Genomic DNA, 25,715 nt, shown 5'->3' with positions numbered 1-25,715 from the left:
ATCATGTGCAGGTCATGCAGCCTGGCCGGATCGGCCTTGGCCAGGGAACGGGAAAGAAAGTCCGCCTGTTTCTGGTTGTTGCCCTCCAGCACCACACGGTCGCCAGGCAGAATCAAGGCTTCCAGCGCCGCGACGATCTTGTCGGTGGGCAACACCACACCATCGGCGAGACCTCGCACCTGCTCAAGGCGCCGCAGTTTTTCACTGCGTCGCCGCGTCCAGCGCGAGTCGGGGGATATTGTTGTTGTCATGCTCACTCCACGGGTTCGCTTTCGTAGAGTTACCTTAGAAGCTAATGGGTAGAGGCATCAATCAAGATGAGCGGTAAACTGTTACGATCAGGGTAATGTTTTCCCTGCTTTCATTGGACGATCTGTCTGTTCAATCCTTTCAGCCGTGCCTCAATTGCCAAACTCGCGTCCCAACTCCGTCGTCAGCCACTGGATAAACCACTCCACATCCGCCGACAGTTCAGCCGATGGCGTCAGCACGCGGTAGCTTTCCAGCTGCACCTGATCCTCAAGCGCACGCACCAGGGTGCCGGCCTTGAGTTCCTCGCGCACCAGCACTTCATTAGCCAGCGCGATGCCTTGCCCGCTTTCAGCCACCGACAATGCGTGGTCGTTGTTGACGTACAGCACGTCCGAGTTGAGGTGAACATCCTGGCCGTTAGCGGCGAACCACATGTTCCACCACTCGCCGTCGTCGAAGTGAATCAGGTTGTGTTTCAACAGATCGGTGAGACAGGTAATCGGCTCGATGCTGGCCAGGTAGCCCGGCGTACAGATGGGAAACACCCGCGGACAGATCAGGGTGGCCCGGGAATGGGCGTACTGCCCATCAAGGCCATAGACGATCCCCAGGTCAGCAGTCTTGCCGTCCACATCGGTGAACGTCGAGTTGGGTTCGATGGCGAATTTCAGTCCCGGACGAAGACGCCGCGCGGCTTCCAGCCTTGGAGTCAACCAGCGCTTGGCGAATCCTGGCACTACCATTATTCGCAGCCATCGTTCGGAGTCCCTGGGTTGCAACTCCCTCCCCGCCTCGATGATCAGCTGCAACGCTGAAGCGATCTTGCGGTGGTACTTCTCGCCAGCACTGGTCAGCGTGACGCCACGCGAGGTGCGCTCAAACAGCTGGGCTCCCAGCCACTCCTCCAGCAGTTTCACATGTCGACCAATGGCTGGCTGAGTCACGTGCAGCGCCTTCGAGGCTTCGACGTAACTGCCCAACCGGGCGGCTGCATCAAAGGCACGCACCGCGTTCAACGGTGGCAAACGGTGGTCAGGCATGGCTCGGGACGCCTCCTGCTATTAAATTATTTAACAGCTGCTATGTTAAAATTGAAGTTTCGCCCCCGCAACCCCTCACTGATAATCGGCTCACAACAGAACTACAAAAATAGCCCAAGAGCCCGACGAAGCGGCTCGCTACACACCCGAACAGATCTCGATCCTGCCCAAAAAAATAATATCCATGGCCTGACGGCACGGCTGTCTACAGCATACCGGCACAGGCGATGGGGGAATCGGAGGTAACGCATGAATGCCCTGCATTCGCTGCAAACGCTGGCTGTGTCAATTCGCGCTGTACGCAAAGTCTACGGTGATCCACAAAGCGGTCCGGTGGCGCTGAAAAGCATCGATCTGGATATCCGCGACAATGAGTTCTTCACCCTCCTCGGCCCTTCGGGCTGCGGTAAAACCACGCTCCTGCGGATGATCGCCGGGTTCGAATTTCCGACCGAGGGCGAGATCCTGCTCTACGGTGAAAACATCGCCGACCGTCCGCCCTACCAGCGTCCGGTCAATACGGTGTTCCAGCATTACGCGCTGTTTCCGCACATGACCATCGCCGAGAACCTCTCATTCGGCCTTGAGTCCCATCCGATGGGCAAGGTCTTGAGCAAGGTGCAGATCGCCGACCGAGTGCGCGAGATGCTCGCCCTGGTGCAGATGGAACGCTTCGCCACGCGTCGTCCGACACAGCTGTCCGGCGGCCAGCAACAGCGGGTCGCCCTGGCTCGGGCCCTGGCGCCGCATCCCAAAGTGCTGCTGCTCGACGAGCCACTCTCGGCGCTGGACCTCAAACTGCGCCAGGCCATGCGTGAAGAGCTGAAGGCGATTCAGGCCAAGACCGGCATCACCTTTATCTTCGTCACCCACGATCAGGAAGAAGCCCTGACCATGTCCGACCGCATCGCCGTGCTGTCCGAAGGCGAAGTGCAACAGGTCGGCCGCCCGGAGGATATCTACGAGCGTCCGTGCAATCGCTTTGTCGCGGACTTCATCGGCGAGACCAACTTCATCGAAGGCACGGTGACCCAAGTGGAAGCCGGTCTGGCCTGGTTCGCCGGGCCTGCCGGTCACCCGCTCCCCGCTCAACCCTGCAGCGACGTGGCGGTGGGCGCAACGGTGGCGCTCTCAGTGCGCCCCGAGCGCCTGCATCTGTTGCCAGCCGGCACGGACGGTGCCTTGCCGTGCCGGATCGATACGCAAGTCTACCTCGGCACCGACCTGCAATATCAGGTCAGCCTGAGCGACGGTTCGCGTCTTACGGTGCGCACGCCCAACAGCGTCGACCAGAGTCTGCGCTTCGCTGTCGGCAGCCAGGCCGGCCTGTTGTTCGACCGTGGTAGTGCCAGTGTCCTGCTGGATTGAGCACGAGGGTTTGTCATGCACGCTTTACCGATATCCAACAGCCTGGCGCGGCGAAAAGCCTTCGGCAGCTTTCTCGGGGTCACTCCGGCACTGCTCGCCATCGGCCTGTTTCTGATCGTGCCGATCCTGATCGTCATCGGCTATTCGCTGATGGAGGCCAACCCCTATGGCGGGGTGAACAAAGTCTTCAGTAGCGACGCCTACACCTCATTGCTGTTCGAGCGGCAACTGGATGACAGTCTGGCCTTTGCCGACTCCTATCTGATCATTGCCCTGCGCTCGATTGGCATCGCCGGGCTGACGACCGTGATCACCTTGTTGATCGGCTTCCCGGTCGCCGTCTGGTTGGCCATGCAACCGGCTCACCGCCGTGGGCTGCTGATTTTCCTGATCACCGTGCCGTTCTGGGCCAACCTGCTGATTCGCACCTACGCCTGGATTCTGCTGCTGCGCAACACCGGGGTCATCAATAACAGCCTGATGGGGCTCGGTGTTATCGATCAGCCGCTGCAACTGCTCTATACCGACGGCGCGGTGCTGCTGGGCCTGGTTTACACCTACGCGCCGTTCGTGGTGCTGCCGATCTACGCGACCCTGGAAAAGATGGACATCCGCCTGCTGGAAGCGGCGCAAGACCTCTACGCCGGGCGCTGGCGAACGCTGATCAAAGTCGTGCTGCCGATCGCCAAACCGGGGATTTTCGCTGGCGCCATCCTCACGTTCGTACCGTGCCTGGGGGCGATGATTGCCCCGGAGTTGCTCGGTGGCGGGACCAAGATGATGCTCGGCAACCTGATCTTCCGGCAGTTCAGCGATGCACGAAACTGGCCGTTCGGGGCCGCCCTGTCGCTGGTGCTGATGGCGGCGGTGATGCTGGTGTTGACCGTGTATGCCCTGCGCGCCGAGCGCCAGCGCATCGCCAAGGGAGGTGAGTAATGCAGCGTCTATTCAAGCGAACCGGTCTCAGCGTTCAGGACTTTCCGGGCTTTGGCGGTTTCAGTTTTCTGTTCTACCTGTACCTCTACGCGCCGATCGTGGTGCTGGTCGTGTTCTCCTTCAACGCCAACCAATCGGCTACGGTCTGGACCGGTTTGAGCCTCGACTGGTACCGCGCCGCGTTTGCCAATCAGGCCTTGCGCCAGGCGGCCAGCAACAGCCTGCTGATCGCGGTCTGCGCCAGTATGATCGCCACCGCGATTGCCACCCTTGCTGCACTCGGCACCTCCCGAGGCGCGAAGTTCAAAGGCATGCAGCTGTCGATGGGCGCGATCATGCTGCCGCTGGTGTTGCCGGAGATCGTGGTCGGCGTCGCCACCCTGGCGCTGTTTTCCACGGTCGGCCTGTCGCTGGGGTACGGCAACCTGATCATCGCCCATACCGTGTTTTGCATTCCCTTCGCCTACCTGCCGATCCGCGCGCGGCTCAATGACATGGACCTGTCGCTGGAGCAAGCCTCGGCCGACCTTTACGCCGGCCCCTGGCGGACCTTTCGCAAAGTCACGCTGCCGCTGCTGATGCCGGGGATCGTGTCCGGGTTGATGCTGGCCTTCATCGTCTCGCTGGATAACTTCGTGATTTCGATGATGGTCGCCCAGGCCGGCACCACCACCTTGCCGATCTTCATCTTCGGTCTGTTGCGCATGGGCGTGACACCCGACGTCAATGCCGTTTCAACGCTGATCCTCGGCGTCTCGGTGTTGTTCGTCAGCCTCTCTTATCTGCTGGGCAAGAAAAAAACCTGAACCTTCCAAGTACCGTGGGGAAATAGCATGAGCAAGTTGATTACAAGTATCGGCACCTCGTTGTTACTGACTTTGCCACTGACAATGGCCGGCAGCGTTCAGGCCGCGGAAAAACTCAACGTGGTGAGCTGGAGTGGCTACTTCTCGCCAGAGATTCTCGCCAAGTTCCAGAAGCAGACCGGCATTGAAGTCACGGTGGACTCCTACGATTCCAACGAAACCCTGCTGGCCAAGCTCAAACAGGGCGGCGCCGGCTATGACGTGGCGATTCCTTCACACCAGTTTGTTCCGATCCTGATCAAGGAACAGCTGCTGGAGCGCTTCGACCCGGTCAAGGAACCCTATTACGCCCATGTCGTCGACAACCTGAAAAAGCCTACCTGGGACCCGGAAGGTGCGTATTCGGTGCCATTCATCTGGGGCACCACCAGCGTGGTGTTGAACACCGAGCGTTACAAAGGCCCGACCGACAGCTACAAGGTGCTTTATGAGCCGCCAGCCGAGCTGCAAGGGCAGATCAACATGTTCGACTCGGTCAGCGACGTCGTGGACATGGCCAGCCTGTACCTGAACATCCCGCTGTGCAGCGAAGATCCGAAACAGATGCAGCAAGTGATGACCCTGCTCAAGGCGCAGAAGCCGTTCGTCAAAACCTACAGCTCCAAGGCCGGCTCGATCCGCGAGAACCTGGCCTCGGGTGAAATCGACATGTCGACCTTCTGGGGCGGTTCGTCGATGCGTGCGCGGGAGATGAAACCGAGCCTGAAATACCTCTACCCGAAAGAAGGTGTGCTGGCCTGGGTCGACAACATGGTCATCCCCAAGGGCAGCAAGAATCCGGCAAATGCCAAGGCCTTCATCGCCTTCCTCAGCCAGCCTGAAAACGCCGCGATGACCCAGAACTTCCTCAAGCACCAGAGTCCGATCAAGGGCGTGGAACCGTTCCTCGACGCCGGCCTCAAGGACGCGCCGGAACTGCACATCCCAGAGGGCACCCAAGTGGTCTTCAGCAAGACCTGCGGTGAAGGTGCGATCCGCCTGGCCGACCGCTTGTGGACCAACCTGATGCGTTGATCTTTACCGCCCCGCTCGTGCGGCGGGGCGTTTCTCCAGTCGTCTACAAGGCAGCGTCGCAATGACTTCTACTACCATCAGCGAACTGGTCCTGCTGCAGGCCCATGAACTCGCCGACCGCATTCGCCTGCGTCAGGTCTCCTGCCGGGAAGTGATGCAGGCTTACCTGAGCCACATCGAACGCTTCAACCCGCTGGTCAATGCGCTGATCAGCCTGCAAGCGCCGGAAGACCTTCTGGCCCAGGCCGACAAGCGTGATGCCGAACTGGCAAGCGGCCTGTACCGTGGCTGGATGCACGGTCTGCCACACGCCATCAAGGACCTGTCGCTGACCCGTGGCATTCGCACCACCTTCGGCTCACCGCTGTACCAGGATTTTGTGCCCGAACGCGACGGCATCATGTGCGAGCGGATCAAGGCTGCCGGGGCAATCATTATCGGCAAGACCAACACCCCGGAATTCGGCCTCGGTTCGCAAACCTACAACCCGCTGTTCGGCGCCACCGGCTGTGCCTACGACCCAAGCAAAACCGCCGGCGGCAGCAGTGGCGGTGCCGCCTCGGCGCTGGCCATGCACCTGGTGCCGGTAGCCGACGGCAGCGACATGATGGGTTCGCTGCGCAATCCGGCGGCGTTCAACAATGTCTTCGGTTTTCGCCCATCCCAGGGCCGGGTGCCCTTCGACGACAGTGCCGACTTGTTCATCGACCAACTCGGCTACGAAGGCCCGATGGGTCGCAGCGTCCGCGATGCCGCGTTGCTGTTGTCGGTCCAGGCCGGCGCCGATGCCCGGGCGCCATTGTCTATCGCCGAATCCGGTGCCGCCTTCGCAGCCCCGCTGGAACGCGATTTCAGCGGCACACGCCTGGGCTGGCTCGGGGATCTCAACGGCTATCTGCCGATGGAAAAAGGCATTCTCGAGCTTTGTCAAAAAGCCTTCACCGACTTCGAAGCCGTAGGCTGCAGCATCGAGCCCGCCGCTATCGACTTCGCCCCTGAACAGCTCTGGGACAGCTGGCGCACGTTGCGGCACTGGATGGTCGCCGGCTCCCTCGGCGGCGCCTACGCCAACGCGAGTCAGCGCGCACAGCTAAAGGAGGAAGCGTGCTGGGAAGTGGAAAACGGACTCAAGCTCTCTGCCAGCGACGTGTTCGCCGCCTCGGTGGCCCGCAGTCACTGGTACCGCGCCATCAGCAGACTGTTCGAACGCTTCGACTATCTGCTGCTGCCCACCGCCCAGGTCTTTCCGTTCGACAAAAACCTCCCATGGCCAACCCGCATCGAAGGCGTGAACATGGACACCTATCACCGCTGGATGGAGGTGGTGATTCCCGGCACCCTCTCCGGTTGCCCAGTGGCGAACGTGCAAGTGGGGTTCAACCGGAGCGGCCTGCCCATGGGTTTGCAAATCATCGGCAGGCACCAGGCTGACTTCGCGGTGCTGCAAATGGCCCATGCCTACGAACAGGCGAGCCGTTGGTTCGAACGCTGCCCTTCACCACTATTAGGGTCCGTTGACGCTTGGCGATGACCGCGGCGGCGGCCCATTGGGTTGCGCGCCAACGTCATTGCTCGGGGGCGACCACTCGAAACTTGATGTTGATCTCGTTGGAAATGACCCCGAAGTCGGCCCACTCCCCTTCACCGATCTTGAAGTCGGCGCGCTTGAGAATGAACTCGCCATCGAATACGCCGATGGCGCTCTGCGGTTTCAAGGTGATTTGCGCACCGACCTCGCGAGTAAGGCCCTTGAGCGTGAGCTTGCCCTTCACCTCGTAGCGGTTGTTACCGAGCGCCGTCACGCTGCTCGATACAAACTTCGCTTGCGGATAAGTTGCCGTGTTGAACCAGGCAGGCTTTTGCAACTCGCTGTTGGCGTCACTGTTACCGGCGTCGATGCTGGCGAGCTGGATGGTCAGCCCGGCGTGGGCAGCCGAGGGGTTCGTCGAATCAAAATCGATGGTGGCCTCGAACTTGCCGAACGTGCCGTATACCCTCGCTCCCATCTGGTTATAGGTGAAGCTGATCTGGCTGGCGCTCGCGTTCACTTTCTTGTATTCGACAGCGTCGGCGCAGGTCAGCGTGCCGAGTGCAAGGACGGCAGCCAATGCGGTAACGCGCGGGAATCGATAGTTCATAAGGTTATCCGGTCAGGCTAGTGCTTTGACGGCAGTATGCGCGTCAGCACGTCGTCGCGATCAATGAAGTGGTGCTTGAGCGCCGCGCCGGTATGGACGATCACCAGCGCCAGCAAGATGAAGTTAAGCACCTCGTGCAGATCCTTGAGTCGGTCGCCCAGCGCGGCGTCCTTGGCCAGCAGATCCGGCAACGGCAAGACACCCAACCATGACGTCTGAAAGCCCAGTGCCGAACTCATCAGCCAGCCGCTGAGCGGAATAGCAAGCATCAGTGCGTACATCAACCCATGCGAGACATGGGACGCGAATCGCGACAGGGCCGATACCGTCGACGGCAAGGGCGGTGCGGGATGCGCCAGGCGCCAGCCGAGTCGCAGCAGCACCAGGAAAAACAGGGTCACCCCGGCCCACTTGTGCCATGAGTACAGCTTCAGCTTGGTCGGCGAAAGCGCAAGTTCTGGCATGTAGAAACCCAGTGCAAAGGTACCGATCAGCCCAAGCGCCACCAACCAGTGCAGGTAAATCGCCGTGCGGGTGTAACGATCATTCATGAGCGCTCCGTGTCGACCTGCGACGTGACCGGGTGAATACCTCGCTGCCTGACTGCCGGTACATTGTTGATCCTGGCCCGTGCTTGTGTAAATGCTTTGACGGCGGCTCTCGGAATTGGCCTGATTACTGCTTTCCCTGATAAGTAGTTGCACACCAAATCCGCTAATATTTCTATTAACTCGCCTCATCGCTCAGCAGGAAATCACAATGCAACTCGAATGGCTCGAAGACTTTATCGAACTGGCCCGCACTCGCAGCCTGTCTCGTGCCGCAGAGATCCGTTGTGTGACACATCCCGCATTCGGGCGGCGTATTCGGGCGTTGGAGGAATGGGTCGGCACTTCGCTGATCGAGCGCAAGCAACCGCTGTCCTTGACGCCCGGCGGCCTGCTGTTTCTGGAGGCCGCAACGCAATCGGTAGAGTTGCTGGCAGCGGTGCGGGCGCAGTTTCAGGGGGGAAGGTTGAGCCGCGACGAGCCGGTGCGCATTGCGACGGGACGAACCCTGGCCAGTGATTTTTTCCCCGACTGGTACGAGTCTCTGAACCAACAGTTCGGCTGCTTCCCAGTGTCACTGGTGACCAGTGGTGCGCAGGAGGCAATCATGAAGTTGTCTGCCGGTGACGTGGACTTGCTGTTGAGTTTTTCCAGCCCACTGACCCAGGTCCTGATTGATCCAGTGCGTTTCGACTCGTTGGTGCTCGCCAATGAAGAGTTGCTGCCGGTCAGTGCACCGGACGATCATGGCCAACCCATGTTCCATATTTCCGCCAGTAGCAACGCGTTGACAATCCCCTGGCTGGCGTTCTCGCCGACACTCGCACTGCGCGGAGTGCTAGCCCAGCACTTGGCACGACTGCCTCAGCGGTTGGCGTTGCGCATGATTTATCAAGCGGACTCCTACGAGGCTATTCTGGAAATGGCCAAGCGAGGCAATGGCCTCGCCTGGCTGCCACGAATGGTCGCCAAAAGTGCCCTGGCGTCGAGCGAGTTGGTGATCGCGGGCGGTCCTGAGTTTCGGATCAACTTCGACGTGTCCTTGCATCGCCTGCGTTCCAATCAGAGCGAACTGGTGATGAAGATCTGGCAGGGTCTGCTCTTGCGTCATGCGGAGCACGGATCGAATCACGGCAAAAATCCGGCATGACAGCCTGCTCAAAAGTGCACTGATTACGGGCACACGAAAAAAAATTAGCGCCTCGGTAGTACTGAAAAGGTTGTGCTGACGGGCGTGTGCGGAATCAGCTCAAGGATGTGCCGAAACAGCAATTGCCATTACACACCCCTTGATTCAATTTTGACTCCGGGCCGGACAGCCATGAAGGCGCAGATCTTCATCAGGTATCCGGTTGTTTTCACCCATAACAATGACTGCCATCGATGTCATCGAGCCGCGTTGCTGCTCGGTGAATACGATCGACAACCGTGAAACAGACCCGGGACTAACCCATGACCGTTCAATCATCAATCGTGCATTCGGCACATGCTTCCACCCAGCGAGGCCCTTGGAAGGAAATCGTCGCCGCCAGTATCGGCAATGCTCTGGAATTCTATGACTTGCTGATCTATGGCTATTTCGCGGTGGTGATCGGGAAGCTGTTTTTCCCGTCCGACAACGAAACCACTTCACTATTGCTCAGTGTCGGCTCATTCGGCATTTCCTTTTTGATGCGCCCGCTGGGCGCCATCGTGCTGGGCTCATACGCCGACCGGGCGGGGCGCAAGGCCTCGCTGACGATGTCGATCATGATCATGATGCTCGGCACCGCGCTGATCACCTTCACCCCATCCTATGACCAGATCGGCCTGGCCGCGCCGCTTCTGATTATTGTTGCTCGCATGCTGCAAGGCTTCTCCACAGGTGGGGAGTTCGGCGCCGCGACCGCATTCATGGTCGAGCACGCTGATGCCAAACGACGTGGTTTCTTCGCCAGTTGGCAATTGTCGACCCAGGGCCTGGCGACTGTATTGGCGGCCGGGGTAAGTGCTTTGCTCAGCTATTGGTTGTCGGATGTGCAATTGAATGATTGGGGCTGGCGTGTCGCTTTCGGCGTGGGCCTGCTGATTGGGCCGGTGGGTTTTTACATCCGCAGCCAGATCGATGAAACCCCGGACTTCCAGAAAACCGTCGCGAACGTGCAGCATAAAACCCCACTGCGTGATGTGTTGATCAAAGGTCATGTCAGCCTGCTGCTGGCCATCGGGGTGGTCGCTGGTGCGACGGCGTTCAACTATGTGCACAAGCTTTACATGCCGATCTATGCCTTAAAGCAGCTGCACATCGCGGCCACGTCCTCGTACCTTGGAGCGCTGGTGACCGGAGCTACCTTGATGATCATGGCGCCGGTGTTCGGCGGCCTCTCGGATCGCCATGGGCGGTTTCGGGTGCTGACCATCGCGCTGCTGATTACAGGGTTGTCGTCCTACCCGATGTTTCTGCTGCTCAACACCTTTCCCAGCGTATGGGTGCTGCTATTGGTGCAAGCCATCGTTGGTATCTTGATCGCCGCGTGCCTGGGGCCAATCCCGGCGATGCTGGCCGATATATTCCCCACCAGTATTCGTGGTACCGGCCTGGCGCTCAGCTACAACTTTTCGGTCACCCTGTTTGGCGGTTTTGCCCCGCTGATCGTGACCTGGATGATCGATGTCACCGGCAACAAGCTGGCTCCAAGCTTCTATGTCATGGCGACTGCACTGATCAGTGTCATCGCCGTGGTCTGCCTTGGCCGTCGTATGCGCCACAACACCTCGAGCTGACTTTAAGCCGCTCCATTCCTTTCCAGTAAAACCCAACGTATATGCCGCGCCTACGGATTGCACGGCAAGCGGAAGCTATTGTCTGTCGGAGACCGAAATGAAGACCCTTGAACAAGTTCGTGCGTCCCTGAAACCGTACCCGGTGGAGGTTGAATTCCCCGATATCCGCCAATGGAAAACCGGTAACTGTGGGGTCGACTACGTCCACAGCTTCGACAGTGGAATACCAGGGCCGCACGTGATGATCATGGCGCTGACCCATGGCAACGAAGTCAGCGGCGCTATTGCGGTGGACGCGTTCCTGCGAAGTGGCTTGCGCCCTCGCCAGGGCCGTTTGAGCCTGGGCTTCGGCAACGTCGAGGCATACCACCGCTTCGATCCACAGAACATCGACGCGACCCGTTACCTGGACGAAGACATGAACCGGGTCTGGCTACCATCGAAGCTCGACAGTGAGCAGGACTCCATCGAACTGCGCCGGGCCCGTGAGTTGCGCCCCGTCATTGACAGCGTCGACCTGCTGCTTGACATCCACTCGATGCATGAAGAATCCGCGCCGCTGATGATGTGTGGTGCACGCACCAAGGGCCTGGAGTTCGCCGCAACCCTGGGTGTGCCGGCAACGGTAATCGTCGATGCCGGTCACGCCAATGGTCGTCGCATGCGTGATTACAATGATTTCAACGATGCCGCCAGCAAGAAAAACGCGTTGCTGATCGAGACCGGTCAGCATTTTTCGCAACACAGCCGGCAGGTCGCACTGGATGTGGCGGCGCGCTTTCTGATTACCACCCAAGCGGTGCGCGAAGAAGACGTCGCACACTTTCTAAGCACCGAAAAACCCGGGCTTCAGCGCTTTCTCCAGGTCACCGAGCCGGTTGTCGCCAGCAGTATGGATTTCAACTTTGTCGCGGACTTTCGCGGCCTGGAGCTGATCGCGCGCGCTGGAACGGTCATCGCTCGGGATGGCGATCAGGAAATCGTCACGCCTTATGACAACTGCGTGTTGGTCCAGCCGTCGCTCAGGCATCTCGGCCCAGGCGTCACCGTCGTAAGACTGGCCAGGGTGCTCGACATCCCGCACTACCACCAGTCCTCGAAAATTTCGCACTAACCCCCCTGCCCTTGTTACGACTGGAGACGCGTTGAATGAAAAAGATGCCTTGGATCATCATGATGGGCGCTGGCACCGTAAGTCCGTTCATGAGTGGGGGGGTGCAAGCCGCCGGGTTCATCGAGGACAGTAAGGCCAACCTGACCTTGCGTAACTTCTACATCAGTAACGATACCCGCAACAGTACTACGCCGAACATCAAGGAGTGGGCGCAGGGCTTCATGCTCAATTATCAGTCTGGCTTCACCCAAGGCACGGTCGGCTTTGGCGTCGATGCTCTTGGTTTGTTGGGCATGAAACTGGATTCGGGTGGTTCTGTGACCAAGGCCGACCGCGACCGTACTCCGGGTGTATTGGAGCCTCTGGACAACGGCAGCCCGGTAAATGAATACAGTAGCCTCGGGCTGGCGGCCAAGATGAAACTTTCCAAAAGCGAATTTCGCTACGGAACTCTGCAGCCGAAATTGCCGGTCATCTACGCCAACGATGGTCGCTTGCTGCCACAAACTTTTGAGGGCGGCCAGGTCACCAGCAATGAAATCGACAATCTCACGCTGGTCGGCGGTCGTCTGGAACACGCCAAGGGCCGGGCATCCACCGATAATGAGGCGCTGTCGATCGGTGGTGCGGGCAATGTGCGTGGCACCAGCAACCTGCAACGCAGCAACGCCTTCTATTACGCCGGCGGCGATTACCAGGTCAGCAAAAACCTGCTCGCCCAGTACTACTACGGCGAACTCGAGGATTTTTACCAACAACACTTTTTTGGCCTCACCCACACGCTACCGCTGCCGGTGGGCTCGTTCAAATCGGATCTGCGCTATTTCGTCAGTGACTCGAACGGCAAGAACGGCAGTGCTGCTGGCCGCGCCGAGGGTTACACCGGTACCGGCTACTACGGTAACGGAGTGACTCGCGGCGAGGTTGATAACAACATGTTCAGCTCGTTGTTCACCTACAGCCTGGCCGGTCACGCGTTCAGCCTCGGTTACCAAAAATCCTCGGGGGATAGCGCCATGCCGTTCATCAACCAAGGCGATGGTGCCAGCGTTTATCTCAACACCGATCGCCTGGTAGGCAACTTCACTCGTGCCGGCGAACGAACCTGGATCGGCCAGTACGCTTATGACTTTGCCGCCCTCGGAGTGCCGGGGCTGACCAGTACGGTGTCCTACTACAAGGGTGACCAGATCGCTTCGGCGGTCGGCGGACTCAGGGAGTGGGAACGTGACCTGATCGTCGCCTACGTACTGCCCGACGGCCCGCTCAAGGGATTGGGCGTGACCTGGCGCAACGCCACTTATCGCAGCCAAGCGGCGACCGGCACCGCCGATGCCGACCATAACCGATTGATGCTCAGCTATAGCTTGCCGCTGTTCTGATTCCTCTGATTTGAAAACACCCAATGCCTGCGGGGAGCACTCGGCTGCCCGCAGGTTTTACTCGGCTCGTTCGCAGCCGGCTTATCGAGGAGCTGTGTCGATGAAAGGCCTTGGTTTCAGTCACAAAATATTGATCGCCGCCGCCCTGATAGTCATCTTGGTATTCAGTGCGTTCATCTACGTCAGCGACTATCGGCAGCGGCAAACCTTGCGCGGCGATGTTGACGCGAAGTTACAGCAGTTGGGCATGCTGACCGCCCACGATATTCAGGCATGGCTGGAAAGTCGCATGCAGTTGATCCAGACGCTGGGTCAGCGGCTCAATGTTGAGGGGACTGATAAGGCCATCCTCCGCAAGGCCGTCGACTTGCCGGTATATGCAGAAAATTTTCAGCTAATTTCATACGGTGGCAGCGACGGCTCGATGTTTTCATTGCCGGAAAGCGTGCGTGCTGCCGACTACGACCCCAGGGTGCGTAGTTGGTACAAAGCGGCGCAAGACAGGCAACAGACCGTGTTTACCGAACCCTACGTCGCGGCGTCGTCGGGAAAACTGGTGATGACCGTGGCGACACCTGTGAAGTACCAAGACCGTTCCGGTGTGGCGTGTGCCAACCTGTCCCTCGATGCCTTGAGCAAGATGATCAACACCCTGGATTTTGGGGGGCATGGTTACGCCTTCATCGTCAGCGCCGACGGCAAGGTGCTGGTCCATCCAGACAGCCAGTTCATCCTCAAGGACCTCAAGGAGGTCTTCCCACAAAGCACACTTGCGCCCGCTCCGGGCGTCCGCGAAATCCAGACTGGCGGCGGCTCGCAGTTCATCTCCTTCACCCATGTCGATGGAGTGCCTTCGGCCGATTGGTACGTGGTGATGGTCATCGACCAGCAGGCTGCGTTCTCGATGCTGGGTGAATTGCGTACCCTGGCGATCACCGCCACGTTGATAGCGGTTGCCATCATCATCCTGTTGCTCGGCGTGTTGATCCGTTGGCTGATGCGGCCGTTGCACGCAATGGGACGAGCATTGGAAGACATCGCAAATGGCGAAGGCGACCTCACTCAACGCCTGCCGATCAATTCCCGTGATGAATTCGGTGCACTGGCACAGTCGTTCAACCGTTTTTTAGAATTCATTCAAGGATCAATTCGCGACGTGGCGGGCACCAGTGCTCGTCTCAATCAAGTCGCGACGTCGGTGACCAGGGTGTCGAGCACTTCAATGAGCAATTCAGATGAGCAAGCGGCACGTACCGAGAGCGTGGTATCAGCCATCCATCAACTGGGCGCGGCGTCTTCTGAAATCGCCCGCAATGCAGCGATGGCGTCGCAGAGCTCCAGCAAAGCCCGGCAGCTGGTCGACGATGGTCAAAACGTCGTCGAAATGACCATCGAAGCGATCAATCGACTGTCGAGAAATATCGACAAGTCGCGTATCACCATCGAGAACCTCGCAATCCAGACTTCCGACATCGGGCAGATTCTTGAGGTCATCACCAGCATATCGCAACAAACCAATCTGCTGGCGCTGAACGCCGCCATTGAGGCTGCACGCGCCGGGGAGGCAGGCAGAGGCTTTGCCGTGGTCGCCGATGAAGTGCGCAATCTGGCGCACCGCACTCAGGACTCGGCGCAACAAGTGCACACCATGATCGAGCAGCTGCAAGTCGGCGCGCAAGCCGCCGTGGTGACCATGACCGAGAGCCAGCGCGAGAGCGAAACCAGCGTTACGGTAGCCAACCAAGCGGGAGAACGTCTGGGAAGGGTTGCCCAGCGTATCGGCGAAATAGACGCGATGAACCAGTCTGTCGCGGCTGCCACAGAGGAGCAAACGGCGGTGGTGATTTCGATCAATGATGACATAGCGCAGATCGATGCGTTGAACCGTCACGGCGTGGCGAACTTGCATTCGACGTTCGAGGCCTGTGCTGATCTTGAGCGTGAGGCAGTCAGGTTGCAGCACTTGGTGACGCATTTCAAAATATGACGGTTTGCGGCGTCGGGGCCTGACGTATTGCTTAAACGCTCTACCGTGTAGAGCCCCTGGAGCCGCAATTGTGGTTAAAATGCCGCCCCTCTAAATAGCCGGCCCTGCCCGATGAACCCTGACGCCCTCTCCACCCTGCACCTCCATTTGCTGACGGCTCTGGCAGCTGTACCCGACGAAACCCGCCGCCTGTTCCATGGTCGGGGCCGATGCTGGCCGGGGCTGGAACAACTGACCGTCGACTGGATGCAGGGCGTGGTGCTGGTCTCGCTGTTCAAGGAGCCTGACGCGGAGCAGTTGGAGGCATTGAAGCGGCTGCTGATGGACATCACGCAATCGCCTGAGTGGGAGAAATCCGCCGCTCATACGCTACTGCTGCAACACCGCTACCTGCCGCAAAGCACCACCGAATGGCTACTGGGGGAAACGATCGAGGAAATGACGATTACCGAGGGCGGCCTGCGTTATCGCGTGGACCTGGGCCAGAAACAAAACAGCGGCCTGTTTCTCGACATGCGCTACGGCCGCAATTGGGTGCGGGACAACGCTCACGGCAAGCGCGTCTTGAACCTGTTCGCCTACACCTGCGGGTTTTCGGTGGCCGCCATCGAGGGTGGCGCGGAGCATGTGGTCAACCTGGACATGTCCCGCGCAGCCCTGAGCCGTGGCCGCGACAATCACCGGCTGAACGGACATGACCTGAGCAAAGTGAGCTTTCTCGGCCATGACCTGTTCAAGTCCTGGGGCAAGGTGATCAACGGCGGGCCTTACGATCTGGTGATCATTGACCCGCCTTCGTTTCAGAAAGGCAGCTTTCTGCTGACCAAGGATTACCAGCGCGTGTTACGCCGCCTGCCGGAACTGCTCAGCAGCCATGGCGTCGTACTGGCCTGCATGAACGATCCGGCCTTTGGCTCGGATTTCCTCATCGACGGTGTGACCCGCGAAGCCCCGAGCCTGCGTTTCGTACAACGCCTGGAAAACCCACCGGAATTTCCCGATATCGACGCTGAAAGCGGCTTGAAGGCGCTGGTGTTCAGGCAACACGCCGAGGCGATTGCCTGAACTGAATGACCCGACTCAGAGCCCGCTGATGACTTTTGTCCATAAGCGGGTGACCTGGCGCATCACCTTGGGTTGCATGGCCTTCAAGGGGAACAAGGTACTCATGGTTTCCGCTGTCGGATAGATCGCCGGGTCGTTGCGCAAGCCGGGTTCAATCAATGACGTTGCGGCACTGTTGCCGTTCGGATAGTGAATCGCATTGCTGATGTCGGCGATGACGTTGGGCTCCATCAGGTAATTCATGTAGGCATAGCCATTATCCTGATTGGGCGCGTTCTTCGGCATCACCACCATGTCGACGGCCAGGGTCGAGCCTTCCTTCGGAATCGTGTACCCCAGCTCGATGCCGTTCTTCGCTTCATGCGCCGTGGAGGTCGCCTGCGCGATGTCGCCACTGAAACCGATAGCCACGCAAATGTTGCCGTTGGCCAGGTCACTGACGTACTTGGACTGATGGAAATACTGAATGTACGGTTTGATTTTCAGCAGTGCGGTTTCAGCTTTCAGGTAATCCGCCGGGTCCTCGCTGTCATGCTTCAAACCCAGGTAGTTGAGGGTGATCGGCAACATCTGCGTCGAGTTATCGAGGAACGCTACGCCGCATTGGCTGAGTTTCTCGATGTTTTTCGGATCGAACAGCAGGCTCCAGCTTTTGGTGACATCGGTGTTGCCGAAGATCGCCTTGATTTTCTCGACGTTGTAGCCGATCCCGACCGTGACCCACATGTAGGGGAAAGCGTATTGGTTGCCGGGGTCGTTGACCTCCAGGGTTTTCATCAATTGCGGATCGAGGTTCTTCCAGTTCGGTAACTTGCTCTTGTCCAGCTTCTGCAGCGCGCCCGCCTTGATCAATTGAGCCAGAAAGTGGTTCGAGGGGCTGACCACGTCGTAACCGCTGCTACCGGTGATCAACTTGGCCTCCAGCATCTCGTTGCTGTCGATCAAGTCATAGGTCGTCTGGATGCCCGTCTGTTTGGTGAAGTTACTCAAGGTGTCATTGGCGATGTAACTGCTCCAGTTGGAGATACGCACGGTATCTGCCGCAGCCGCCATTGCGCTTGAAGCCGCACAGAGTGCAAGTACGATGTTCTTCAGAGTGTTCATTATTGTTATTCCAGATAAGAAGACGACGTTGACCAGACCTTACGGGTCAGGATTCCGATTGAGCGCGACAGGCCTCGTACCGCAGGCGCACCGAGGCACCGATATCGAAAAAGGGTGTCGGCGGCAGCCAGCCAGGATCAGCCTGACTGAGCACGCTGCTGAGCAATGGCGATTCACTCCCGGAGGCCATCTCCGCCAACAGACGCCCCCACAATGTGCCGCGTGCAACGCCAGAGCCGTTGCAGCCGGCCACGGTGTAAATGCCCCGCTCGACTCTTGCGAAGCGTGGTTCACCAGAGCGGGTAGCGCTCAGATGCCCGGTCCAGGTGAACTGAAGATGTTGCTCGGTGATCCACGGAAATCGACGTTGCAAGCCACGCAAGTGGGTTTGCCGACGCGCACTGAGCGATGAACCGGCAAGGTCGCGATAGCGATACTCCACGGTGTTGCGAATCAGCAGCCTGCGATCGGCGGTCAGTCGCAACGTCGCGCCGGCCGGCCGGGTCGACAGCACACCCCACTGTGCCGGACTGCCCATCTGGCGGTACTCGTCGTCGGTCAGCGGGCGGCTCAGCGACGCACTGAGTTCAAGGGGGAACACGGCCCGGTCAGTCAAACCGATACGTGGCAAAAACGGCCCGACGCAGATCAGTACCTGACTGGCTTCAACACTGCCTTGGGTCGATGACGCGCGGACATTGCCATTGGCCAAACGCTCCAGCCCGGTGATGTCGGTGTACTCGTACACAGAGACATTATCGGCCAGGGTGTCACGCAAGCCCTTGGCATATTTCGCCGGCTGCAGCAGGGCGTTACCACCGCGACACCAAATCCCCGCATGATAAAAATCCGTTCCCAGGCAGCGACTCAAGTCTTGCCCCTGCAAAAACTGCGCATCGGCCCCCACGTCACGCAGGGTCTGCACCTTCAGCGCCGCCTCTTCGAGCTTGTCCGGATCGTGTACCGCGAAGAAATAACCCTGATCATGCAGGTCACACTCAATACCCAGGCTACTCACACGCTGCCGCACTTCTTCGTTGGCCGCGCGACTGATCTGCGTACTGTGCTGGTAATAGGCATTGTCCGGCCGACCGAGCAGTTCGTCACCGGCAGGATTTTCATGGGCGACCACGAACCCGGAGTTTCTCGCCGACGCCCCCTGTGCGGCACGTTGACGATCGACAATGACGATCCGTGCTTGAGGATGCAGTTCGGCCAGGGTGTGCGCGGCCGACAGCCCAGTGAATCCGCCACCAATGATCAACCAGTCGGCTTTCTGCGGGCCCTGCAAGCAGGGTTGTGCCGCAGACTCTCCGGCCTGGACGATCCAGCCACACGTATTTTCAGTCATCTATTCACCTCACACAGCACGGATCTGTTGAACGCTGTCGTCATGAACAAATAGCATGCTTAAATGCTTTCAATCCGACCGTCATGACCTGAATTTATGGTGATCTCGATGCGCAATCCAACGCTATTAATGCATTCATCTATTCGGTTTTCGCATGGATAAAGTCTTTCGCGTGCCCTCATTGCAGGCCCTTCAAGCCTTTGCCGAAGTGGCTGAGTCCTGCAACTTCACCACAGCTGCAGCAAAGTTGTGCCTGACCCAGAGCGCGGTCAGTCGAAAGATTCAGCAACTGGAGAGTCACTACGGCGTACCGCTGCTGGTTCGCAGCAGTCGAAGCGTCACGCTGACGGCCGAAGGCAAGGAAGTCCTGGAAACCGCGCTCAGGATGATCGGCGAATTACAGGCCCTCGAAAAACGCCTGGCGCCCAGGGACACGCCCTTTCGCATCCGCATTCACGTATCGCTCGCCGTGCGCTGGTTGCTACCTCGACTGACCGACTTTTATGCACGAAACCCCGATCTGTCCCTGTCGATAGAAACCGTGGCAACCGAACGGGTCGACCCCTCAGGCGATTGCGACGCCTGCATCCTCTACTTGCTGCAACCGCCAGCCGATCAGGCGTACCACGTCCTGTTCGAAGAGTTCCTGGTCCCGGTCTGCGCGCCGGTGTCAGTCAATGGAAAGCCACCCCCGGCCTCAGTGGACGAACTCTCCAACTACCCGCTGATCCATGGTTCAACGGGTCAACAGGAGTGGGCAGCCTGGTTGAAAGTACATGACGGGGGGCTGTCCAAAGACTGCAAACACATCACCTTCAATCTGGACGAACTGGCCCTGGATGCCGCCGCGCGCGGCCTGGGAATTGCCATGACCGACCGAACGCTCGCGCAGGAATTGATAAACCGCGGTGACCTGATCATTCCATTCGGCCCCGCCTTGAAAACCTCGGGCGCTTATACCTTGTGGCTACAACCCACCAGCGCCTTGCACCCGGCCCGACAAGCCGTATTGGACTGGTTTGCCCAGCAATCGGCCTCCTGAATTTGGCTGGCCTGATTGAGAACACCACTTGGCTATAGTTGAGGTGTGATGATCGTTGTGATGGGGCCGCAGGTGAGCTAATCGGGGGCTGTCCCTAATGCCGATCAGTTAAGCCGATACTGAACCTGTGGCGAGGGAGCTTGCTCCCGCTGGGGCGCGAAGCGGCCCCTCTTTTCACAAAAGAAGGGGACTGCTACGCAGTCCAGCGGGAGCAAGCTCCCTCGCCACAGGGAAGCGTCCATCCTTAACTGACTGGCATTAGGGCCGTCCCCGGCTTACGTTTTCGGGATATCCGGGAGGATGCCATGGCCGCTGTTACCGATACGCTGAAGCTGTTTCTCGCCGGCGACGTCATGACTGCTCGCGGTATCGACGCAGTGCTGCCGCATCCTGGCGATCCGCGGCTTTACGAAGCGTACGTCAAGAATGCCGACGATTACGTCCGGCTGGCAGAAAGACTCAATGGCTCGATTCCCCGCCCGGTCGATTTCACCTATGTCTGGGGCGCTGCGCTGGATGAGTTCGAACTTCGCCAGCCACACGCACGCATCATCAATCTGGAAACTGCGGTATCCCGCCGAGGACGACCGGAGCCAAAGGGCATCAATTACCGCATGAGCCCGGAGAACTTCCCGGCCATCAGCGCAGCCGATATCGACTGCTGCATGCTGGCCAACAACCATGTGCTGGACTGGGGGGCAGCCGGCCTGGCCGATACGCTGGATACCCTGTCGAGCAACGGTATGTGCAGCGCCGGCGCCGGACACAACCGGCAATCTGCCGAAGCGCCCGCCGTGCTGCCGCAGCCTGGCGGGCGGCGCTTGCTGGTGTTTGGCCTCGGCGCACCCGACAGCGGTATTCCGCCGGACTGGGCCGCCACGGACAGGCGCGCGGGCGTCGCGCGGCTGGAAGATCTGTCGATGCAAAGCCTGCGCCCTGTGGCCAAACGGATTCTCGAGGGCAAAAAACCGGGGGATCGGGTGGTCGCCTCCATTCACTGGGGCGGCAACTGGGGGTTCGAGATCCCGCGGGAGCAGATCCGGTTCGCCCATGCTTTGATCGACGAGGCCGGAGTTGACGTGGTGCACGGGCATTCCTCGCACCACGTCAAGGGCATCGAGGTGTACCGCGAACGCCTGATTCTCTATGGCTGCGGTGATCTCCTGAACGATTACGAAGGCATCGAGGGCCACACAGCCTTTCGCGGCGACCTGGGGCTTCTATACTTTGCCTCGCTGGACCCGGACGGGCACCTGCAGTCGCTGGACCTGATACCCACCCGCCTCCATCGCTTTCGCATCTGTCGCGCCGAAGGGGATGACCGTCAATGGCTGCACGACAACCTTTCTCGCGAGTGCGCACGCCTGGGCAGCAGCATCCAGCCGGGCGCGAAAAATGCATTCGAGTTGCGTTGGTAGGAGCGCCTACCCAAGACGCTCTCGCACAAAAGCCCTGGCTTTGGCCGTCATCTGATCGAGATGCCGGTCACGCTGCTTTTCTGCATCGAGCATCGCCCTCTTTCCATGCCTTTGCAGAAGATAGGTATGAATCTGCCGCACTTCTGTCGAGCGGTAGATCGATGCGGTGTCCAGCACGCCCATCAAACCGCCAGTGCTATGGTCACGGGTATTCATCAGCACCTGCGGCCCCCGCGCGCCCAGCACCTGAAACCCCATCGATTCGAACCAGGCAACCTTCCCCACGGCGCACGTGAGCTCGGCATGCGGGTATCGGCTGAGCATCTCCTGCACCATTGCACGGGCGACACCCCGGCGCCGATGACTGGTTTGCACCGCCATATAGGCCACGCCGCACGCCTCGGGATCGTCCTTGACCGGCAGATACAGCAAAAACCCGATGACCTTCGAAGGGTCCTCTTCGTCCATTGCGACGATCAATTCGACGGCAACCCCTTTAGACCCGCCGAGAGCCTCCAGATAGAGATGAACCTCGTAGCCGATCGCATATTGATACACGCTGTACAGAGGGTTGCTCGGTGCGATAGCCACTGTGCTGATATCGGTTAAATAGTCGACGACCATCTGCAGAATCTGGTCGTTAATGTGCTCGGAGCACGGGGTTTCAAAGTGGCTGATCGTGAACATCGAACTCATGCCTCCTTCGCCTTCACCGCCGCCAGCCACTCAGGATTCAACTGATTCTGCTCAGTCTCAATCCCCAGCGCTTCCATGCTCGCCTTGTGCAGATCGATCTCGCGGGTCATTTGGCTGAGGCTGCTGGTGTTGCCGTCCAGCTGATGCATCTGCGTGAGCCCCAGGTGATAAAAGCGCAGCAACTTCATCGCGCTTGGGTTACCGGCCTGCACGGCGTCGGTGACTTGATGCATGACGTTGGTGATGCGCATCAGGCTACGCTTGAGTTGCCAACCGTAAACCGCCGCTGCCATCCACGGTTGCGACCAGCCTTTGATTTTCATCAGCGCCGCGCTAACGATGACTGCGGCAATGACGCCGCCCAGGTTGAAACGAAAGTTGTCGCCACCGGGCTCGCCGAACAGCATGACCGCCAGGCCAGACAGCGTCATCGCCAGCAGGATGAAGGTCACGGCAATGATCACTGTGCTGCGGCGCGTCTGCTGTCGATAGGTTTCGGGGTTCCACGGCTTGATCTCGAACATCACGGCAGGGCTCTTTTGCTAAGTTGAATACAGGATGCGCGGCATTATCGCCCGTAGTGCCCGATACAAACACGCTTAATGAACAGGATGCTTCACCATGCGCGCACTGATGACGAAGTTCGGCCGATTACTGGATCAGGGCTTCAGCAAGGAAGTCTTCGACAACCTCAGAAACCTGCTGATGTGCGCCCTGCTGCTGGCAGCCGGCACCGACTCGCTTCACTCGCCGCCTTCGCCGACTTTCCACCTGTTCGGCTACTGGCTCACCGGCTGGGGCCTGATTGCACTGGCGGTGGTGCTGATGCTGCTGAACATGTGCGATGGCCTGAGGAAACTCGCCAAAACCCGCTACCACCTGAGCCTGCAACTGGTGCTTTGCCTGCTTTATGTGGTGATGGCGTTCAGGATTGTAGAGATTGTCTGGAACTTCAGGGCGACGTGAGTCAATAGAAACGCAGGCGGGTGTTAAATAGAATGCTCAGGTTGAAAGCCCAGATACTGTCGCGTAATACAGTGCCACGAGAACCGATATGAACACCCATTTTGAGAGAACCGCATGATCGAGGTCACCGAGGTTTCCATTGCCCAACTGCGTGCTGCGCTCGAATCGGGCCAGACTACGGCGGTTGAACTGGTGCAGGCCTATCTCGCCCGAATCGATGCCTACGACGGCCCCGACACGCCCACCGCCCTCAACGCGGTGGTGGTTCGAAACCCTGAGGCGCTGATCGAGGCGCAAGCTTCCGATGCCCGTCGGGCCAAAGGCGAGACGCTGGGGCCGCTCGATGGCATTCCCTACACGGCCAAGGACAGTTATCTGGTGAAGGGGCTGACCGCCGCTTCCGGCAGTCCCGCCTTCGCCAACCTGACTGCCTATCGCGATGCGTTCACCATCGAACGGCTTCGCGCTGCCGGCGCCATCTGCCTGGGCAAGACCAACATGCCGCCCATGGCCAACGGCGGCATGCAGCGCGGGGTGTATGGCCGTGCAGAAAGCCCCTACAACGCTGACTACCTCACCGCCCCCTTCGCCTCCGGCTCATCGAACGGCGCAGGTACCGCCACCGCCGCCAGCTTCGCGGCCTTCGGCCTGGCGGAAGAAACCTGGTCGAGCGGACGCGGCCCTGCCTCGAACAATGGACTGTGCGCCTACACGCCGTCGCGCGGGGTGATCTCGGTACGCGGCAACTGGCCGTTGACGCCGACGATGGACGTTGTCGTGCCGTTTGCCAGAACCATGGCCGACCTGCTCGAAGTGCTCGACGTGGTGGTGGCCGAGGATCCCGACACACGCGGCGATCTGTGGCGGATGCAACCCTGGGTGCCGATTCCGAGCGTCGCCTCGGTGCGTCCCGCCTCCTATTCGGAGCTTGCCGCGAATCCCGATGCACTCGCCGGAAAACGCTTCGGCATTCCCCGGATGTACATCAACGCCGATCCCGATGCCGGCACGTCTGAAGCGCCGGGTATCGGTGGCCCGACGGGGCAGCGAATCAACACCCGTACCTCGGTGATCGGGCTCTGGGAACAGGCTCGCCAGGCACTCGAAGCCGCTGGCGCCGAAGTGATCGAAGTCGACTTCCCGCTGGTCTCCAATTGCGAAGGTGACCGTCCCGGTGCGCCGACCGTGTTCAATCGCGGCATCGTGTCTAAAGAGTTCCTCCACCATGAGCTGTGGGACCTGACGGCGTGGGCGTTCGATGACTTTCTGCAGGCCAACGGCGATCCGAAATTGAATCGTCTGGTCGACGTCGACGGCCCGCTGATCTTCCCGCACGACCCGGGGACCCTGCCTAACCGCGAAGGCGACCTTGCCGCTGGCATGGACGAGTATGTGCGAATGGCCGAGCGCGGCATTACGCCGTGGGACCAGATCGCCACAGTGCCCGACGGACTGCGGGGGCTTGAACAGACCCGCAAAATCGACCTTGAAGACTGGATGGACCGGCTCGGCCTCGATGCCGTGCTGTTCCCGACCGTCGCCGACGTCGGCCCGGCGAATGCCGATGTCGACCCGACGTCTGCGGACATCGCCTGGAGCAACGGCATCTGGGTCGCCAACGGCAACCTCGCCATCCGCCACCTCGGCGTGCCCACAGTCACCGTGCCGATGGGCGTCATGCCGGACATCGGCATGCCGGTTGGGCTGACCTTTGCGGGTCGTGCGTATGATGATTCGACGTTACTGCGGTTGGCTTCGGCGTTTGAATCGACCGGGACGAAGCGGATGATTCCGCCGCGGACTCCGGCATTACGTACGTAGGAGCTGCCGAAGGCTGCGATCTCTTGATCTTCAGCTCCGAAACTCTTGTAGGAATCCACCCACCGTGGCGAGGGAGCTTGCTCCCGCTGGGCTGCGAAGCAGCCCCAAGCCTGCCCCCAGTCAGATCGCTCATCTCAGTTTCATCGCACGCCCTGTAGCAGCTGGCGAAGCCTGCTGCTACAAAGAGAGCACCAGTTCCGTCTGTGTATTGTTTTATGACGACTCAACACCCGCCCCACCGCTTCACCCCCATGTCCCAATTCGCCACCGACCACCCCATCCTGCACATCGACAGCGACGCCCCGCTACGCGACCTCCACAACTGCGTCAGCGAACGCCTCAACGCCGTCCTCAAGTACCTGAACCTCATGGCCTGCACCAGCCTCCCCGACTACGCCGAAAACGACATCAACACCGTCACCAACATCGCCAGGATCATGGTTCAGGATGTAAGCGATGTGTTTCGGGTGATTGAGCAGCGTGGGTTTGATACGTCGCAGGTGCAGTGACCGATTTTGGACCACAAAAAACCCGCATTTTTGCGGGTTTTTACTGCCTGCTTTTATTCCGTATCAGCTTACGTCCCCCTTCATTGACACTGCCATACAGTCCGAAATAGCTGGCCCCAACGGCAACACCATCAAACATCGATTGATAGTCAACACGACATTTCGAAGCATTCCTCTCATGTGACTCCCCGTTTTCGTTCTCACTCACCAATGCCTGCCGAAGAAGCGACCGGCTGAGAACGGCCCAGAGTGTGTAAAAACGCCTTTGCGAACCCTTGCTATGATTTCTGAGGATTTCATCGCAGGGATCGCCCATGAAGCGCTTTATTCAAGGT

At 59.3% G+C, this 25,715-nt stretch carries 24 protein-coding genes and 1 pseudogene; 17 read left to right on the top strand and 8 right to left on the bottom strand.

Annotation, left to right across the window (positions count from 1 at the left end; genetic code table 11):
* Together ACIPIN_RS27285 and ACIPIN_RS27280 are read right to left on the bottom strand one after the other, a co-directional pair.
* Positions 1-251, bottom strand: a 251-nt coding sequence (locus ACIPIN_RS27285) for a malonate decarboxylase subunit alpha (RefSeq protein ID WP_401124303.1), incomplete at its 3' end; no start/stop codon positions are given.
* A gap of 150 nt (positions 252-401) precedes the next feature.
* A complete protein-coding gene (locus ACIPIN_RS27280) occupies positions 402-1,292 on the bottom strand; it encodes a LysR substrate-binding domain-containing protein (RefSeq protein WP_401124300.1) in 891 nt (296 codons plus the stop codon).
* A gap of 249 nt (positions 1,293-1,541) precedes the next feature.
* Between ACIPIN_RS27280 and ACIPIN_RS27275 the strand changes: the two genes are divergently transcribed.
* The 5 genes from ACIPIN_RS27275 (at position 1,542) to ACIPIN_RS27255 (ending at position 7,007) form a co-directional block, all read left to right on the top strand.
* Positions 1,542-2,660: an ABC transporter ATP-binding protein gene (locus ACIPIN_RS27275; protein WP_401124297.1), complete on the top strand. Its 1,119-nt coding sequence runs from the start codon at positions 1,542-1,544 to the stop codon at positions 2,658-2,660.
* A gap of 15 nt (positions 2,661-2,675) precedes the next feature.
* Positions 2,676-3,596, top strand: coding sequence for an ABC transporter permease (locus ACIPIN_RS27270; RefSeq protein ID WP_401124295.1), 921 nt, complete (start codon positions 2,676-2,678; stop codon positions 3,594-3,596).
* Positions 3,596-4,402, top strand: a complete 807-nt coding sequence (locus ACIPIN_RS27265; RefSeq protein ID WP_401124292.1) for an ABC transporter permease — start codon at positions 3,596-3,598, stop codon at positions 4,400-4,402. Before ACIPIN_RS27270 ends, ACIPIN_RS27265 begins: the two co-directional genes overlap by 1 nt.
* 27 nt (positions 4,403-4,429) lie before the next feature.
* Positions 4,430-5,476, top strand: a complete 1,047-nt coding sequence (locus tag ACIPIN_RS27260; RefSeq protein ID WP_401124290.1) for an extracellular solute-binding protein — start codon at positions 4,430-4,432, stop codon at positions 5,474-5,476.
* 61 nt (positions 5,477-5,537) lie between these two features.
* Positions 5,538-7,007: an amidase gene (locus ACIPIN_RS27255; protein WP_401124287.1), complete on the top strand. Its 1,470-nt coding sequence runs from the start codon at positions 5,538-5,540 to the stop codon at positions 7,005-7,007.
* A gap of 34 nt (positions 7,008-7,041) precedes the next feature.
* Here the strand turns inward: ACIPIN_RS27255 and ACIPIN_RS27250 are convergent, their stop codons facing one another.
* A complete protein-coding gene (locus tag ACIPIN_RS27250) occupies positions 7,042-7,614 on the bottom strand; it encodes a YceI family protein (RefSeq protein ID WP_401124284.1) in 573 nt (190 codons plus the stop codon).
* Positions 7,615-7,631: 17 nt separating this feature from the next.
* Positions 7,632-8,165, bottom strand: a complete 534-nt coding sequence (locus ACIPIN_RS27245) for a cytochrome b (RefSeq protein WP_401124281.1) — start codon at positions 8,163-8,165, stop codon at positions 7,632-7,634.
* Positions 8,166-8,373: 208 nt separating this feature from the next.
* Here ACIPIN_RS27245 and ACIPIN_RS27240 point away from each other — a divergent pair, with 208 nt between their 5' ends.
* From ACIPIN_RS27240 to ACIPIN_RS27210, 7 genes and pseudogenes are all read left to right on the top strand, one after another.
* On the top strand, positions 8,374-9,312 hold the full coding sequence (locus tag ACIPIN_RS27240) for a LysR family transcriptional regulator (protein ID WP_401124279.1): 939 nt from the start codon (positions 8,374-8,376) through the stop codon (positions 9,310-9,312).
* Positions 9,313-9,614: 302 nt separating this feature from the next.
* On the top strand, positions 9,615-10,925 hold the full coding sequence (locus ACIPIN_RS27235) for an MFS transporter (protein WP_401124277.1): 1,311 nt from the start codon (positions 9,615-9,617) through the stop codon (positions 10,923-10,925).
* Positions 10,926-11,022: 97 nt separating this feature from the next.
* Complete coding sequence (locus ACIPIN_RS27230) at positions 11,023-12,039, top strand: M14 family metallopeptidase (RefSeq protein ID WP_401124274.1); 1,017 nt, start codon at positions 11,023-11,025, stop codon at positions 12,037-12,039.
* A gap of 35 nt (positions 12,040-12,074) precedes the next feature.
* Positions 12,075-13,421 carry an OprD family porin gene (locus tag ACIPIN_RS27225; protein ID WP_401124272.1) on the top strand — a complete coding sequence of 449 codons (1,347 nt, stop codon included), beginning with the start codon at positions 12,075-12,077 and terminating at the stop codon, positions 13,419-13,421.
* 100 nt (positions 13,422-13,521) lie between these two features.
* A pseudogene (locus ACIPIN_RS27220) lies at positions 13,522-14,541 on the top strand (cache domain-containing protein); the annotation flags it as partial.
* A 102-nt stretch (positions 14,542-14,643) separates the two neighbouring features.
* The gene (locus ACIPIN_RS27215; RefSeq protein ID WP_401124308.1) at positions 14,644-15,408 is read left to right on the top strand and encodes a methyl-accepting chemotaxis protein; all 765 of its coding nucleotides are present in this window, start codon (positions 14,644-14,646) and stop codon (positions 15,406-15,408) included.
* Between the two features lie 111 nt (positions 15,409-15,519).
* On the top strand, positions 15,520-16,473 hold the full coding sequence (locus ACIPIN_RS27210; protein ID WP_401124269.1) for a class I SAM-dependent methyltransferase: 954 nt from the start codon (positions 15,520-15,522) through the stop codon (positions 16,471-16,473).
* Positions 16,474-16,488: 15 nt separating this feature from the next.
* Here the strand turns inward: ACIPIN_RS27210 and ACIPIN_RS27205 are convergent, their stop codons facing one another.
* Together ACIPIN_RS27205 and ACIPIN_RS27200 are read right to left on the bottom strand one after the other, a co-directional pair.
* The gene (locus tag ACIPIN_RS27205; RefSeq protein ID WP_401124266.1) at positions 16,489-17,577 is read right to left on the bottom strand and encodes a polyamine ABC transporter substrate-binding protein; all 1,089 of its coding nucleotides are present in this window, start codon (positions 17,575-17,577) and stop codon (positions 16,489-16,491) included.
* 46 nt (positions 17,578-17,623) lie between these two features.
* Positions 17,624-18,928, bottom strand: coding sequence for an NAD(P)/FAD-dependent oxidoreductase (locus ACIPIN_RS27200; RefSeq protein ID WP_401124264.1), 1,305 nt, complete (start codon positions 18,926-18,928; stop codon positions 17,624-17,626).
* Positions 18,929-19,082: 154 nt separating this feature from the next.
* Between ACIPIN_RS27200 and ACIPIN_RS27195 the strand changes: the two genes are divergently transcribed.
* Together ACIPIN_RS27195 and ACIPIN_RS27190 are read left to right on the top strand one after the other, a co-directional pair.
* A complete protein-coding gene (locus ACIPIN_RS27195) occupies positions 19,083-19,970 on the top strand; it encodes a LysR substrate-binding domain-containing protein (protein WP_401124262.1) in 888 nt (295 codons plus the stop codon).
* A gap of 305 nt (positions 19,971-20,275) precedes the next feature.
* Complete coding sequence (locus ACIPIN_RS27190; RefSeq protein WP_401124260.1) at positions 20,276-21,388, top strand: CapA family protein; 1,113 nt, start codon at positions 20,276-20,278, stop codon at positions 21,386-21,388.
* 6 nt (positions 21,389-21,394) lie between these two features.
* Here the strand turns inward: ACIPIN_RS27190 and ACIPIN_RS27185 are convergent, their stop codons facing one another.
* A complete protein-coding gene (locus tag ACIPIN_RS27185; RefSeq protein ID WP_401124305.1) occupies positions 21,395-22,075 on the bottom strand; it encodes a GNAT family N-acetyltransferase in 681 nt (226 codons plus the stop codon).
* Between the two features lie 5 nt (positions 22,076-22,080).
* Positions 22,081-22,608: a DUF3087 domain-containing protein gene (locus tag ACIPIN_RS27180; RefSeq protein ID WP_401124258.1), complete on the bottom strand. Its 528-nt coding sequence runs from the start codon at positions 22,606-22,608 to the stop codon at positions 22,081-22,083.
* Between the two features lie 97 nt (positions 22,609-22,705).
* Between ACIPIN_RS27180 and ACIPIN_RS27175 the strand changes: the two genes are divergently transcribed.
* The 3 genes from ACIPIN_RS27175 (at position 22,706) to ACIPIN_RS27165 (ending at position 25,380) form a co-directional block, all read left to right on the top strand.
* Positions 22,706-23,050 (top strand): hypothetical protein, encoded by a 345-nt coding sequence (locus ACIPIN_RS27175; RefSeq protein ID WP_401124257.1) that lies wholly within the window; start codon positions 22,706-22,708, stop codon positions 23,048-23,050.
* A 114-nt stretch (positions 23,051-23,164) separates the two neighbouring features.
* A complete protein-coding gene (locus tag ACIPIN_RS27170) occupies positions 23,165-24,871 on the top strand; it encodes an amidase (RefSeq protein WP_401124255.1) in 1,707 nt (568 codons plus the stop codon).
* A 215-nt stretch (positions 24,872-25,086) separates the two neighbouring features.
* Positions 25,087-25,380: a fructose-bisphosphate aldolase gene (locus ACIPIN_RS27165; RefSeq protein WP_401124253.1), complete on the top strand. Its 294-nt coding sequence runs from the start codon at positions 25,087-25,089 to the stop codon at positions 25,378-25,380.
* The last annotated feature ends 335 nt before the right edge of the window (positions 25,381-25,715 follow it).

Source organism: Pseudomonas sp. NPDC087697 (assembly GCF_044743155.1).
GTDB lineage: Bacteria > Pseudomonadota > Gammaproteobacteria > Pseudomonadales > Pseudomonadaceae > Aquipseudomonas.
This window is presented reverse-complemented; position numbering and strand designations above follow the sequence as displayed.

Bases quoted from the DNA above. Each gene is read 5' to 3' on its own strand.
- ACIPIN_RS27245 (WP_401124281.1), bottom strand. From the start codon at position 8,165: ATGAATGATCGTTACACCCGCACGGCGATTTACCTGCACTGGTTGGTG.
- ACIPIN_RS27185 (WP_401124305.1), bottom strand. From the start codon at position 22,075: ATGTTCACGATCAGCCACTTTGAAACCCCGTGCTCCGAGCACATTAAC.
- ACIPIN_RS27225 (WP_401124272.1), top strand. From the start codon at position 12,075: ATGAAAAAGATGCCTTGGATCATCATGATGGGCGCTGGCACCGTAAGT.
- ACIPIN_RS27165 (WP_401124253.1), top strand. From the start codon at position 25,087: ATGACGACTCAACACCCGCCCCACCGCTTCACCCCCATGTCCCAATTC.
- ACIPIN_RS27230 (WP_401124274.1), top strand. From the start codon at position 11,023: ATGAAGACCCTTGAACAAGTTCGTGCGTCCCTGAAACCGTACCCGGTG.
- ACIPIN_RS27205 (WP_401124266.1), bottom strand. From the start codon at position 17,577: ATGAACACTCTGAAGAACATCGTACTTGCACTCTGTGCGGCTTCAAGC.
- ACIPIN_RS27235 (WP_401124277.1), top strand. From the start codon at position 9,615: ATGACCGTTCAATCATCAATCGTGCATTCGGCACATGCTTCCACCCAG.
- ACIPIN_RS27255 (WP_401124287.1), top strand. From the start codon at position 5,538: ATGACTTCTACTACCATCAGCGAACTGGTCCTGCTGCAGGCCCATGAA.
- ACIPIN_RS27275 (WP_401124297.1), top strand. From the start codon at position 1,542: ATGAATGCCCTGCATTCGCTGCAAACGCTGGCTGTGTCAATTCGCGCT.
- ACIPIN_RS27195 (WP_401124262.1), top strand. From the start codon at position 19,083: ATGGATAAAGTCTTTCGCGTGCCCTCATTGCAGGCCCTTCAAGCCTTT.
- ACIPIN_RS27280 (WP_401124300.1), bottom strand. From the start codon at position 1,292: ATGCCTGACCACCGTTTGCCACCGTTGAACGCGGTGCGTGCCTTTGAT.
- ACIPIN_RS27175 (WP_401124257.1), top strand. From the start codon at position 22,706: ATGCGCGCACTGATGACGAAGTTCGGCCGATTACTGGATCAGGGCTTC.
- ACIPIN_RS27270 (WP_401124295.1), top strand. From the start codon at position 2,676: ATGCACGCTTTACCGATATCCAACAGCCTGGCGCGGCGAAAAGCCTTC.
- ACIPIN_RS27265 (WP_401124292.1), top strand. From the start codon at position 3,596: ATGCAGCGTCTATTCAAGCGAACCGGTCTCAGCGTTCAGGACTTTCCG.
- ACIPIN_RS27260 (WP_401124290.1), top strand. From the start codon at position 4,430: ATGAGCAAGTTGATTACAAGTATCGGCACCTCGTTGTTACTGACTTTG.
- ACIPIN_RS27250 (WP_401124284.1), bottom strand. From the start codon at position 7,614: ATGAACTATCGATTCCCGCGCGTTACCGCATTGGCTGCCGTCCTTGCA.
- ACIPIN_RS27215 (WP_401124308.1), top strand. From the start codon at position 14,644: ATGAGCAATTCAGATGAGCAAGCGGCACGTACCGAGAGCGTGGTATCA.
- ACIPIN_RS27240 (WP_401124279.1), top strand. From the start codon at position 8,374: ATGCAACTCGAATGGCTCGAAGACTTTATCGAACTGGCCCGCACTCGC.
- ACIPIN_RS27190 (WP_401124260.1), top strand. From the start codon at position 20,276: ATGGCCGCTGTTACCGATACGCTGAAGCTGTTTCTCGCCGGCGACGTC.
- ACIPIN_RS27170 (WP_401124255.1), top strand. From the start codon at position 23,165: ATGATCGAGGTCACCGAGGTTTCCATTGCCCAACTGCGTGCTGCGCTC.
- ACIPIN_RS27210 (WP_401124269.1), top strand. From the start codon at position 15,520: ATGAACCCTGACGCCCTCTCCACCCTGCACCTCCATTTGCTGACGGCT.
- ACIPIN_RS27200 (WP_401124264.1), bottom strand. From the start codon at position 18,928: ATGACTGAAAATACGTGTGGCTGGATCGTCCAGGCCGGAGAGTCTGCG.
- ACIPIN_RS27180 (WP_401124258.1), bottom strand. From the start codon at position 22,608: ATGTTCGAGATCAAGCCGTGGAACCCCGAAACCTATCGACAGCAGACG.